Source organism: Mycobacterium sp. 852013-50091_SCH5140682 (assembly GCF_001665685.1).
In the GTDB taxonomy this organism is placed as follows: Bacteria; Actinomycetota; Actinomycetes; order Mycobacteriales; family Mycobacteriaceae; genus Mycobacterium.
This window is the reverse complement of record NZ_LZTB01000002.1, coordinates 1-11,790: the sequence shown is the minus strand read 5'-3', so window position 1 is coordinate 11,790 and position 11,790 is coordinate 1. Positions and strand designations below refer to the sequence as shown.

Below are 11,790 nucleotides of genomic sequence, written 5' to 3'. Positions count from 1 at the left end.
TAGTCTCGTGGGCTCGGAGATGTGTATAAGAGACAGCGTCCGCGGCACCCGCGGCCGAGGCACCCGCGGCACCCGCCGCGCCGGTGAAGGGGCTGGGTCTGGCCGCCGGCGCCAAGCGTCCGGGAGCCAAGAAGACCGCTGCCGCCGCTCCGGCTCCGGCCGCGCAGGCTGCTCCGGCTGAAGCTGCTCCGGCTGAGGCTGCTCCGGCAGCCGCGGCCCCGGCCAAGCCGGAACCGCCGGTGGTGGGTCTCGGCATCGCCGCGGGCGCGCGTCGTCCCGGCGCCAAGAAGGCCGCGCCGAAGAACAACGCCGCGCCTGCTGCTCCGGCAGCCGCACCGGCCGCACCGGCCGCGCCTGCCGCCCCCGCCGCGCCGGCGGAGCCGGCAGAGCCGGCCAAGCCCGAGCCCCCGGTGGTGGGCCTGGGCATCAAGCCGGGAGCCCGGCGCCCCGGCAAGCGCTAAATCAGTACCGCCCAGTGGCCAGTTATGACACAGGTTCGCCGTGAACTGTGTGTCATGACTGGCCACTGGCGTTTCTGTGGCATAGACCGCAAATTGCAAAACAAGTGGACGACGGTGAGACCATGGTGAACGTGACTACCCATCAGCTGCCGTGGCAGGGTACCGGGCACCACCCGAAGCCACGTGTGTTCGCCCAATCGACGAAGCTGCAGGATGTCCTGTACGAGATTCGCGGGCCGGTACACGAGCACGCCTCCCGGCTGGAAGCTGAAGGCCATCGCATCCTCAAGCTGAACATCGGCAACCCGGCGCCGTTCGGCTTCGAGGCTCCCGACGTGATCATGCGCGACATCATCCAGGCGCTGCCGTACGCGCAAGGCTACTCCGACTCCAAGGGCATCCTCAGCGCCCGCCGCGCGGTGTTCACGCGCTACGAACTGGTCGAGGGGTTCCCCCGCTTCGACGTCGACGACGTCTTCCTGGGCAATGGTGTCTCCGAGCTGATCACCATGACCCTGCAGGCCCTGCTCGACAACGGCGATCAGGTGCTGATCCCCACGCCGGACTATCCGCTGTGGACCGCGTCGACCTCGCTGGCCGGCGGCACGCCCGTGCACTACCTCTGCGACGAGACGCAGGGCTGGAATCCCGACGTCGCCGATCTGGAGTCCAAGATCACCGATCGCACGAAGGCGATCGTCGTGATCAACCCGAACAACCCGACGGGCGCGGTATACAGCCGCGAAACCCTCACGCAGATCGCGGATTTGGCGCGCAAGCATCAGCTGATGCTGCTGGCCGACGAGATCTACGACAAGATCCTCTACGACGACGCCAAGCACATCTCGATGGCTTCGGTGGCGCCGGATGTGTTGACGCTGACCTTCAACGGGCTGTCGAAGGCATACCGGGTCGCAGGCTACCGGTCCGGCTGGCTCGTGATCACCGGCCCCAAGGAGCACGCGAGCAGCTTCATCGAAGGCATCAGCCTGCTGGCCAACATGCGGTTGTGCCCGAATGTGCCTGCGCAGCACGCCATTCAGGTGGCACTCGGCGGCCATCAGAGCATCGACGATCTGGTGTTGCCCGGCGGCCGGTTGCTCGAGCAGCGCGACACCGCCTGGTCCAAGCTCAACGAGATCCCCGGGGTGTCCTGTGTGAAGCCCTCTGGAGCGCTGTATGCGTTCCCGCGGCTGGATCCCGAAGTCCATGACATCCAGGACGACGAGCAGCTGGTGCTCGACCTGCTCATGCAGGAGAAGATCCTGCTGACCCAGGGCACCGGATTCAATTGGCCCACACCGGATCACCTGCGCATCGTCACCCTGCCGTGGTCGCGGGATCTCGCCGCGGCCATCGAACGTCTCGGTAACTTCCTGGCCAGCTACCGGCAGTAGGGCCCGATCCGGCGCAGTAACCGGACAGCTCGGCGCTCTACCCTGTGCGGGTGGCGCATTCCCACTCCCACTCACACTCCCTCAGCGGCGGGCCTGCCCCGCTGGGTCCGCTGGCCGCCAAAATCGTCGTCGGTCTGCTGATCGGCATCGGTATCGCGGTACTGGCCGGGTTGGCCCTGCTGTGGCCGAGTCAGCAGAAGGTCGCCATTCCGCTGCCCTTCCAGAACGCGGCGGGTGGCGCGGTGACCACCGAGGCCGGGCATGTGCTCTCCAGTCGCATGGCCGACTGCGGCAGCCCGTCGACCGGCGGGGTGCTCACCGCCAACCCGACGCCTGCCCCGCCCGGCGGCGGCCAGTGTGTGCAGAACCTCATCGCGATCGATTCGGGCCCCAACAAGGGCGCCAACACCCTGCTGGAGTTCACCAACGGGCCAGGGCAACCGCATCTTGCGGTCGGCGACAACGTCCGGCTGAGCCGGCAGGTCGACGACGCGGGAACGACGACGTATGCGTTCTTCGACTTCGAACGCACCTGGCCGCTGGTGGCGCTGGCGGCGGCGTTCGCGGTGGTCATCGTCGCGGTGGCCCGTTGGCGCGGGTTGCGCGCGCTGGTCGGCATCGCCGTGGCGTTCGTGGTGCTGGTCGTGTTCCTGCTGCCCGCGCTGCGCGACGGCGCCGCGGCCGTCCCGGTCTCGCTGGTGGCCTCTGCGGCGATCTTGTACGCGGTCATCTATCTGGCCCACGGTGTGAGCCTGCGGACCAGCGCGGCGCTGCTGGGCACCCTGGCCGCCCTGCTGCTCGCCGCGTTGTTGTCGTGGGGGGCAATCGAAATGGCGCACTTGACGGGCCTGTCGGAGGATCAGAACAACGAGGTCGCGGCGTACCTGGGCAACGTATCGATCACGGGTCTGCTGTTGGCCGGGTTCATCATCGGCTCGCTCGGTGTGCTCAACGACGTGACGGTGACGCAGGCCTCGACGGTGTTCGAGCTGGCCGAGCACGGCGGCACCCGACGCTCGGTCTTCCTGGGCGCCATGCGGGTGGGCCGCGACCACATCGCCAGCACGGTGTACACCCTGGTGCTGGCCTACGCGGGCAGCGCGTTGCCGCTGTTGCTGTTGTTCAGCGTGGCCAACCGGTCCCTTGGCGACGTGCTGACCGGTGAGAGCGTGGCCATCGAGATCACCCGCTCCGCGGTGGGCGGTATCGCGCTGGCCCTGTCGGTGCCGTTGACGACGGGCATCGCGGCTGTGCTGGCCACGCCCGAGCGGCACTCACACCGTTAGCGCTGCGCGTCGCGCAGGATCTGCTGCAGTCGGCCGAACGGGTCGCCGGCCCCCGGATCGAGTCGCAGCCTGGCGTCGGGGTTTTCCGGTGTCGCGCCGGACGCCGGTGGCGGCGCTCCGGCCGGCGGGACGACGGGCACCGGCGGAGGGGGCGGCACTGCATCCCGCGCTGCGGCGATCTTGCTGTCGAGGCGCGCCGCGCTCTGGTCACGCACTGCCCGCCGTGGCTCGTCCGGATCCTGGTTGCCTGCGAAACAGCCCGGCGGCGCCTGCTCGACGAGTTGGCGTGCGCTGAGATAGTGGTCGAGCGCGCCGCGACCGTCGAAGGCCGCCATCGATCGATCACCCATGGTCTCGCGGACCAGGACGAGATTGACTCGGGCGGGGCACGATTCGTCGCCGGAGGTCGCCGCCAATGCGGCCGAGAATTGCCGGTCGGCGTCGTCGAGGCGGTTATGCAGCACCGCCAGGGCGCCCGCCGCGAACGGCGCCTTCGCCCGTTCCGCCACATTGAGCACCGACAGCGTCGCGACATCGCGGTGCAGTGCGCCGGCGTCGTGAGACGCGAAGTGCGAGCCCGCCATATTGCCTGCGATGACCACCGAAAGACATTTGACGACAACGAGAATCACGACGGCGACGGCCGGGGCCGAGTATCGCAGCAGCCGTTTGCGGCTCATCACGTCGACTCCTGCGGGGGGACCATGCGGGTGCGGCCGAACTGTCGTAGCACGAGATACAACTCGACCAGGACGAGGCCCGCCGCACCGATCGCCAGGATCCAGTACGTCTCGAACCGGGTCGCGTCAGCGGTTGTGGCAGGGGTCTCATGGCCCGGCTTCTCGGCCCAGCCGGTGAGTGGTTCACCACCGCCGCGGGCGAGCAGCGGCACGCCCAGTTGTGCGGCAACGGCCTGCAACGCTGCCTCGCCGGCCGGATCGTAGGCCAACACTGCCCCGCCGTCGATCGCTCCGGCCGGCGGGTCGAATGTGCGGGCGGGCTCTTGAGATTCGGGTTGCCCGGCCCCGAGATAGAAGACCAGATTCTGTGCCCGAGGATACTGCTGCACAGCACCGAACAGCTGGTAGCGCAGCACCGTCGAGGCGGCGCCGACGTCGGCGTGCGCGGCCTGGGCGGGCGTCGCCGCGTAGGGGGTGATGGCGTCGACAACCGGTCTCAGACTCCAGTTATCCTGCGACAGCGGCCAATTCAGCGCGGCCCGGGACCCGAAGGAGATGAGAGTGAACCGCGCGTTCGGGTAGCGGTCCATCAAGGTCGCGATGTCGTCGCGCGCCGCCGCCAGGCGGGTACGCCCCTGCCGATCGGAGATGCCCATGTCTGCCGAGCGGTCGACCAGCACGAAGATGCTCGGGTCGTGAGCACCTGCGATCACGGGCGGCGGGGCGGCCCCGCCGATCACGGGTCGAGCGATGGCGACCGCCAAAAGCACTGCCGCACCGGCCATCAGACCGAATCGCCACCGGGCGGTGCCGCGCCGACGGACCACGACGAGGGCGATGAGGACAACGACCGCGCACAGCGCCACGATGGCCGGAATCTCCGGGGACTCCGACGACCGGGCAGCGCCGGCTCCCGACGGCGCTGCAGGCGGGTGCTTGCGGATCTGGTCGAGGTGGGCCGTCACATCGGAGTCCGCTGAAAACGCTTGGCCTCCCGTGGCGTGAGCCAGATCGGTCATCGGCCCGGTGGCGGCGCCGGCGGTGAGGACATTGACCTGCACCCCGGCCTTGTGGGCCAAGTCGGCCACGCCGTCGGCGGTGAACAACGACGCAGGGCCACCGGATGAGTCCTGGGGACCGACGTAGATCAGCGAACGCCGTTGGTCAGCCGTGCGATCAAAAGGCGGCAAGCCCGTCAGACACATCGCCATCACGTCTTCGACGCTCGACGCGTAGTCGGCATAGGCCACCGGCGCCACCAGCGAGGGACTCCCCTGCGGCTGCGCGTAGTCGGCGAATCGCGCTGCGGCGTATTGGTAATCGCGAGTCAGCGGGACGATGCGCCGGTTCGCCGAGGTGAGCCCGATGCGTTGGGTGCCGAACGTGGTGATCCGATCGGCGAAGTACTTCAGTGTCGCCGTCACCCCGGGGCTGTTCTGCGGGCCGCCGACACACACCATGATGTCCTCGGGTGCCGAACTCTGGGCGTTCCTGGCCCAGGACGGCAGGCCCGTCGGACGTGCCGCGACCAACACCGATGCCACGAATGCGACCAACAACAATACGATCGCGGCCACGGTGGTCAGGGTGCGTCGCCGCGCTGTCCGCCGGTATTCCGGCAACCGGGTGAGCCGCTGAGTATTGGCCAACGGCCGCAGCTGGTCCCGCGACACCTGCTGGCGCCGCAGGACCGCGAGCCCGACGCACCCGGCGAGGGCGAGGCATCCGGCCATCACCGCTACCCACCACGTCAGGTCCATTCGCGGATCAGCTCCTCGGTTGCCTCACTGAGCGCCCCCACGTCGACCACGGACCGATGATTGAACTGAACATCGTTGAGTTCGAACAGGATCGGTGCCGCCGGGGCGAGCTTGCCGACGGTCATGGATTCGACCTGCATGTACTCGGCGTCCATCCCCGTCGCGGCGTGCAGGAAGGAGCGCAGCTCACCGCTGACCGCCGCGCCGGCCCGCGCGGGTTCCAGTTCCCCTGCCCGATAGCGGTTTCCGATGGACCGCACAGCGCGCACGGCACGGCGGCGGATCAGCTCGTCCCGTGCGGCACCGAGCACCGGGAGATCCCGCAGCCGGCGCCGCGAGGTCAGCGCGAAAACCGCTGCGTACCAGGCGAGCAGGCCCAACACCAGGACCACGGCGGTCCACAGCCACGCCGCCGAGTACGGGGAGGGCCCGATCAAGTGCGAGAGCAGGTCATCGGGCACGCGCATACACCCCGGTCATCGTGGTGAGGGCAGGCAGGATGCGGGCGCTTCCGGTGATCCGCGCGTGCGGTATCCGGTGCAAGGTCAGGAACTCGAACAGCTGGTCGCGCCGGTGGGCCTCGGCCCGCCGGTACGCCTCGACGACGTCGTCGTCCAAGTCGTCCAAAATCGGCCGCCCGTCGGTGATCTCGTAGCTCTGCCGGTGCTGGGCATCGGGGTGTACGGCGGGCATGTCGGCGACCATCGCCCACAGCACGTCGTGACGCGCGGTCAGCGAGCGTAGTACCTCTTCGAGCCGGTCGCTGATTTCAGGTTCGTCGCTGACCACCACGATCAGTAGCCGATGCCGGTAGTGCTTTGCCACCCAGCTCAATTGGACGACAATGTCGCTGGGCGCAGGGGCGGCCGTGGCGTGCTGCTGGTAGCGGTGCAGCATGCTCTCGATGTGTGTCTCCCCGCGCCGCAACCGGACGTCGACGCTGCCGCGGCGGTCGCCGAGAACCATGCCGATTTCGTCGGACCGCGGCAGGGTCATCAAGCCGACGGAGCCGATGATGTTAAGGGCCACAGAGTATTTCATTTCCCCTGAGGGAGCCAGCGCACGAGCGTTGCGCCCGCTGTCGGCGACGACCAGGATCTTGTGGTGTTTCTCCGAGACGAACCGCTTGACCAGGGTGTGCCCGGAGCGTGCGGTCGCGGTCCAGTCGATATCGCGGACGTCGTCGCCGGGCACGTAGGGCCGTAACTCGTCGAATTCCAAACTGCGCGTGTGGATCAGCGCGTAGTGGCCACCTTCGAGCAGACCGCCCGCGTCGCGGCCGACGTATGCCTTGGCAGAGTCGAGGTACTTGCCCATGGCGGCCTCACGGCACCCGCACCGCGCGCAGCACCGCATCGACCACCACATCGGGTGTGACGCGGGCACTGGCGGCCTCGAAACCGAGGATCAGCCGGTGCCGCAGCACCCGGTGCGCGAGCCGGGCGACGTCGTCGGGCACCACGTGGTCACGCCCCCGCAGCACTGCCATCGCCCGTGCGGTTCGGCAGAACGCCAATGTGGCGCGAGGGCTGGCCCCGTACTCGACCAGTCGCGCCAGGTTGGCCGGCAGATGCCTGCCCGGTTCCCGGGTGACGTTCACCAACCGGCTGGCGTACTCGACCAGGCCGCGATCCATGTACACCGAGGCGACGATGCGTTGCGCGCGTCGGATGTCGTCGACCGTGACGACGGCCTCCGACGGGTGGTCGCGGGCGTACAGACCGGCGTCCATGCGCGCCACGATCTCGATCTCGTCCTCGACCGACGGGTAGCCGACGATGTCCTTGAGCATGAACCGGTCGGTCTGAGCCTCCGACAGCGGATACGTGCCCTCCTGGTCGATGGGGTTCTGGGTGGCGATCACCAAAAACGGTTCGGGCAGCCGGTATTCGATGCCGCCGATGGTGGTCTGGCGTTCCTCCATCGCCTCCAGCATGGCGCTCTGGGTTTTGGCGCTGGACCGGTTGATCTCGTCGAGCAGCACGATGTTGGCGTGCACCGGGCCGAGCCGGATGCTGAAGGCCGCGTCCGGCGCGGCTCCCGCGTCGTAGATCTGGGTGCCGATGATGTCGCTCGGCAACAGATCGGGGGTGCATTGGATGCGGTGGAAGGTGCCGTCGATGGATTCGGCGACGACGCGGGCCGCCGTGGTTTTCGCGAGGCCAGGAACACTTTCGATGAGCAGGTGGCCACCGGCGAGCAGGCACACGAGCATCGATTCGCGCAGGTGATCCTGGCCGACGACGCGCGTGGTGAACGCCGATGTCACCGCGTCGATGGTGCGCTGAGCTTCGGCGGCGTCACGCGGGTCAGCGTGCAATCGCGGTGCCGTCATGCCCGGAGAAATACCCGGACATGCCTGTTCTCACGCCTTAGACAAGATCACTCTCGGTCAGGTCGGTCGCCGCGAGCGCCGCTGCCAGGTCGCGGTGATGGAACACCGAGGTGACGTGGTCGTGCACCACCCGGAACGCGGAGGCAGAGGTTTCGGTCTCCCCGTCGGCGTCGGCGATGGTCTGCTCGACGACCACCACGCCGTCGTGCACGAACATCTGCCCGGCGGTCACGGTCTCGCCCAGCTCCTGGGCCCATTGCCGCAGCGCAGCGCGGCCTTGTGCGGCCCCTCGGGCGTCACCGAACTCGATGTCATCGCTGCACAGCCGGTCCAGGGTACCGAAGTCCCGCGCGTTGAGCGCGTCGTGCCAGGCCAGAACCGTCGCGATCTCGGATGTGGTCATGAACGAAACGTACGCCACTCAGAACGGAGTGTGCTCGAGCCACTGGTCCCAGACGGCGGTGTCGCCGAAGGTTTCCAGCCCGAGGTCGGCCGCCGTGCCCCGGCGGGTCAGTGCGAGCAGCAGATTCGTGGCGCTACCGCGCACCGCGACGCTGCCTTTTCCGTGGTCGTGCGACCACGAGATCTCGCCGTCCTCGTTGTAGGCGGTCCACTCACCCGTCGGGCCGAGCCCGTCATCGGTGGCGTGCAGGTGCAGTGTCTGGCCCGAGTGCAGCGGGGTGCGGTGCGCTTTCGTCGCCTCCACACACGTCCGGTCGAGCCACTCGCTGATCGCGTCGGCGGCCAGATCAGGCGGAAGGTCGAAGGCGACCCCGAGCGCCAGAGCGGCGTCGGCGCGGTGAACGGCGACCTCATGCAGGCGACGGCGGATCCACCAGCCTGCGGGTTTGGCCCCCAAAAACGTCCATACCCGCGCGTCGGTACCGACCTGGTCGACGGCTTTGAGGATCAGCTCTGCGCCGTCGTTGAGCCAGGTGACCGCCGCAGCGGGTTCGTCGGGCGGGCGGCCGTCGCGGACCTCGCGAGGATCCAGCGAACTGGTTCTTCGGTCGGCGATTATCTGTGCTGCCCAACGGTTTCCGCGACCGACGTGGCGGAAGAGCTGTTTGAGCGTCCAGTCCGGGCAGGTAGGGATGTGCGTCTCGGGATCGCCGGTGGCAACCAATTCCCCGAAGGCGCGAGTCTGATCGAGCAGAGCGGCTCGGAAGTCCACATTACGAACTTACCGCTGCCCGCGCGGTGCCGAGCGCGATCGGCAGAGTCGACCATCCGCGCAGCACGCGGGTGTCGCGCCGCACGCCGCCGCCCGCCAACCGGGCGTCGGGGAAGCGTTCGAAGAATGCGCGCAGGCCCACCTCGCCCTCGGCGCGGGCCAGCGCCGCGCCCAGGCAGAAGTGCCTGCCGCCGGAGAACGACAGGTGTCGACCGGCGTTGTCGCGTTCGATGTCGAACCGGTGTGGGTCGGTGAACACCGCGGGGTCGCGGTTGGCGCCGGCCAAGTGGATGACGATGAGTTCGTCGGCCTGTACGGCGGTCCCCGCGACGACGGTGTCGCGCGCGGCCATCCGCGCGCTCATCTGCACCGGCGAATCGAGCCGCAGGATCTCTTCGACTGTGTTGGGCCACAATTCGGGCCGTGCGGCCAGCGTCTCCAGATGCTCGGGGTGGTCCAGCAGCATCCGGATACCGTTGCCGAGCAGGTTGACAGTGGTCTCGAAACCGGCCGCCAGCACCAGCCCGGCCAGCGCTTTCAGTTCGTGCTCGGTGAGCGGTTCACCTGCCTGCCCGCCGTCGGACGCGGCGATGATCTGGCTCATCAGATCCTCGCCCGGATCGCTGCGCAGATGCCGCAGGTGGCCGGTGAGCCAGTGATCGAAGCCGGCTATGCCCTCGTTGACCTGCTGGTACTGCGGCCACGACAGGCCGATGTCAAGGCTGGGTGCGGCGAGCTCACCGAAATGCAGGATGTTGGGGCGGTCGGATTCCGGCACGCCGAGGATGTCGCCGATGATCGCGACGGGCAGTTTGGCGCAGTAGCGGTCGACGACATCTGTGGGTGCGCCGGTCTTGCCAAGTCCGTCAAGCAGTTCGGCTGCGGTTTCCTCGACGCGTTCGCGCAGCCGGGCCACTGCGCGGGTGGTGAACACCGAGGACACCAGCTTGCGCATGCGGGTGTGGTCGGGCGGTTCGATCGACAGCAGCGACGGCGGCTCGATCGGGTGCAGCAGCCCCGTGTCGGTCTTGTCGACGATCCACCGCAGCGGTTTCGGCAGATTCGCTCCGAGCTTGCTGACCCGGAAGTCCTCAGACCGCAGCAATTCATGCCCGACGGTGTGATCGAACGTCAACAACACCTTGCGGCAGCGGATCACCGGGCCCCGCACACGCATCTCGTCGGCGAAGGCCGTCGGGTCCGCGCGCACCTGTGGATCGGCGATCAGCCTGGCCTGAGGGTCTCCCTCGCGCATGCCCATCGCGGAGAGGCCACGTATGACGCCGTGCAGGGCAAACCAACGGATCCGTTCCCGCATGACCCGAGCCTACGACCGGCGGGATTGTTGGACAAGCGTCAAACAGTGACGGCCGCGCGGCCCAGCGCGTGCACCTGCCAGCCGGCCTGCCGCCATCGCTGCACGTCGAGGCAATTACGGCCGTCGACAACGACTTTCGCGCGCACGGTACCGGCCAACGCGTCAGGATCCAGATCCAGGAACTCCTGCCATTCGGTCAGCACCAGCACCGCGTCGGCCCGCTCGCACGCCTCGATGACCGACGTCGAGTAGTTCAGCGTGGGAAAGACCCGCTGTGAGTTCTCCATCGCCTTGGGGTCATAGACGTTCACGGTCGCCCCGTTGAGCTGCAGCATGCCGGCCACGTTCAGCGCGGGTGAATCGCGCACGTCGTCGGATTCGGGCTTGAACGCAGCACCCAGCACAGCGACGTTGGCGCCCAGCAGCGACCCCCCACACGCGCGGGTGGTCAACTCGACCATGGCGGTGCGGCGCCGCATGTTGATGCTGTCGACTTCCCGCAGGAACGTCAACGCGTGGTTGGCGCCGAGCTCACCGGCACGGGCCATGAACGCGCGAATGTCCTTGGGCAGGCAGCCCCCGCCGAAACCGAGCCCCGCGTTGAGGAAGCGGCGCCCGATACGCGGGTCGTAGCCGAGCGCGTCGGCGAGCAGCGTGACATCGGCGCCCGCGGCCTCGCACACCTCGGAGATCGCGTTGATGAACGAGATCTTGGTGGCCAGGAAGGCATTCGCCGAAACCTTGACCAGCTCGGCGGTCTGCAGATCGGTGACCAGGAACGGCACGCCGTCCGCCAGCAGCGGTGCGTACAGCTCTCGCACCGCGGACTCGGCGCGGGATTCTCCGGTCCTCCTCGCGTGCGGGTCCGAATCCGCTTGCACCCCAACAACAATGCGGTCGGGGTGCAGGGTGTCGTGCACGGCGAAGCCCTCGCGCAGGAATTCGGGGTTCCAGGCCACCTCGACGTCGACGCCTTCGGGAGCGAGGTCGCGCGCCCGTTTGGACAGCTCCGCGGCGGTGCCCACCGGAACGGTCGACTTGCCGACGATCACCGCCGGGCGACGCAACCGCGGCACCAGGCTGTCGATGACGGCGTGCACGTGGCGCAGATCGGCCCCGTATTCGCCCTTCTTCTGCGGGGTGCCGACCCCGAGGAAGTGCACGTCGGCGAAGTCGGCGGCTTCCTCGTAGTCGGTGGTGAACCGCAGGCGTCCGGCGGACAGGTTGTCGTTCAACATCTTCCGCAGCCCGGGCTCATAGAACGGGATGTCGCCGGAGGCCAGCTTGGCCACCTTGCCCGGGTCGATGTCGACCCCGATGACCTCGTGGCCGAGCTCGGCCATACCGGCGGCGTGCGTGGCGCCGAGGTAACCGGTTCC

12 protein-coding genes are annotated in these 11,790 nt (G+C 68.3%); 3 read left to right on the top strand and 9 right to left on the bottom strand.

Going from position 1 to position 11,790, the window contains the following annotated elements; all coding sequences use genetic code 11:
- Positions 1-83 precede the first annotated feature (83 nt).
- The 3 genes from A5784_RS00065 (at position 84) to A5784_RS00055 (ending at position 3,144) form a co-directional block, all read left to right on the top strand.
- Positions 84-461, top strand: coding sequence for a hypothetical protein (locus A5784_RS00065; RefSeq protein ID WP_064941091.1), 378 nt, complete (start codon positions 84-86; stop codon positions 459-461).
- A 122-nt stretch (positions 462-583) separates the two neighbouring features.
- Positions 584-1,858 carry a pyridoxal phosphate-dependent aminotransferase gene (locus tag A5784_RS00060; RefSeq protein ID WP_064941099.1) on the top strand — a complete coding sequence of 425 codons (1,275 nt, stop codon included), beginning with the start codon at positions 584-586 and terminating at the stop codon, positions 1,856-1,858.
- Positions 1,859-1,908: 50 nt separating this feature from the next.
- Positions 1,909-3,144, top strand: a complete 1,236-nt coding sequence (locus A5784_RS00055; protein ID WP_156750293.1) for a YibE/F family protein — start codon at positions 1,909-1,911, stop codon at positions 3,142-3,144.
- Here A5784_RS00055 and A5784_RS00050 read toward each other — a convergent pair.
- From A5784_RS00050 to A5784_RS00010, 9 genes are all read right to left on the bottom strand, one after another.
- Positions 3,141-3,824, bottom strand: a complete 684-nt coding sequence (locus A5784_RS00050; RefSeq protein WP_064941087.1) for a hypothetical protein — start codon at positions 3,822-3,824, stop codon at positions 3,141-3,143. The genes A5784_RS00055 and A5784_RS00050 overlap by 4 nt on opposite strands.
- On the bottom strand, positions 3,824-5,584 hold the full coding sequence (locus A5784_RS38945; protein WP_232005877.1) for a vWA domain-containing protein: 1,761 nt from the start codon (positions 5,582-5,584) through the stop codon (positions 3,824-3,826). Before A5784_RS38945 ends, A5784_RS00050 begins: the two co-directional genes overlap by 1 nt.
- Positions 5,575-6,051, bottom strand: coding sequence for a hypothetical protein (locus tag A5784_RS00040; protein WP_353651893.1), 477 nt, complete (start codon positions 6,049-6,051; stop codon positions 5,575-5,577). Before A5784_RS00040 ends, A5784_RS38945 begins: the two co-directional genes overlap by 10 nt.
- On the bottom strand, positions 6,035-6,901 hold the full coding sequence (locus A5784_RS00035) for a DUF58 domain-containing protein (RefSeq protein ID WP_064941085.1): 867 nt from the start codon (positions 6,899-6,901) through the stop codon (positions 6,035-6,037). The genes A5784_RS00040 and A5784_RS00035 overlap by 17 nt, the downstream gene beginning before the upstream one ends.
- A gap of 7 nt (positions 6,902-6,908) precedes the next feature.
- Complete coding sequence (locus A5784_RS00030) at positions 6,909-7,919, bottom strand: AAA family ATPase (protein WP_064941083.1); 1,011 nt, start codon at positions 7,917-7,919, stop codon at positions 6,909-6,911.
- Between the two features lie 37 nt (positions 7,920-7,956).
- The gene (locus A5784_RS00025) at positions 7,957-8,322 is read right to left on the bottom strand and encodes a nuclear transport factor 2 family protein (protein ID WP_064941092.1); all 366 of its coding nucleotides are present in this window, start codon (positions 8,320-8,322) and stop codon (positions 7,957-7,959) included.
- A gap of 18 nt (positions 8,323-8,340) precedes the next feature.
- Complete coding sequence (locus tag A5784_RS00020) at positions 8,341-9,093, bottom strand: maleylpyruvate isomerase family mycothiol-dependent enzyme (protein ID WP_064941081.1); 753 nt, start codon at positions 9,091-9,093, stop codon at positions 8,341-8,343.
- Position 9,094: 1 nt separating this feature from the next.
- Complete coding sequence (locus A5784_RS00015) at positions 9,095-10,411, bottom strand: cytochrome P450 (RefSeq protein ID WP_064941079.1); 1,317 nt, start codon at positions 10,409-10,411, stop codon at positions 9,095-9,097.
- A 38-nt stretch (positions 10,412-10,449) separates the two neighbouring features.
- Positions 10,450-11,790, bottom strand: a 1,341-nt coding sequence (locus A5784_RS00010; RefSeq protein WP_064941077.1) for a UDP-glucose dehydrogenase family protein, incomplete at its 5' end; no start/stop codon positions are given.

Bases quoted from the DNA above. Each gene is read 5' to 3' on its own strand.
- A5784_RS00060 (WP_064941099.1), top strand. From the start codon at position 584: ATGGTGAACGTGACTACCCATCAGCTGCCGTGGCAGGGTACCGGGCAC.
- A5784_RS00050 (WP_064941087.1), bottom strand. From the start codon at position 3,824: ATGAGCCGCAAACGGCTGCTGCGATACTCGGCCCCGGCCGTCGCCGTC.
- A5784_RS38945 (WP_232005877.1), bottom strand. From the start codon at position 5,584: ATGGACCTGACGTGGTGGGTAGCGGTGATGGCCGGATGCCTCGCCCTC.
- A5784_RS00040 (WP_353651893.1), bottom strand. From the start codon at position 6,051: ATGCGCGTGCCCGATGACCTGCTCTCGCACTTGATCGGGCCCTCCCCG.
- A5784_RS00035 (WP_064941085.1), bottom strand. From the start codon at position 6,901: ATGGGCAAGTACCTCGACTCTGCCAAGGCATACGTCGGCCGCGACGCG.
- A5784_RS00030 (WP_064941083.1), bottom strand. From the start codon at position 7,919: ATGACGGCACCGCGATTGCACGCTGACCCGCGTGACGCCGCCGAAGCT.
- A5784_RS00025 (WP_064941092.1), bottom strand. From the start codon at position 8,322: ATGACCACATCCGAGATCGCGACGGTTCTGGCCTGGCACGACGCGCTC.
- A5784_RS00015 (WP_064941079.1), bottom strand. From the start codon at position 10,411: ATGCGGGAACGGATCCGTTGGTTTGCCCTGCACGGCGTCATACGTGGC.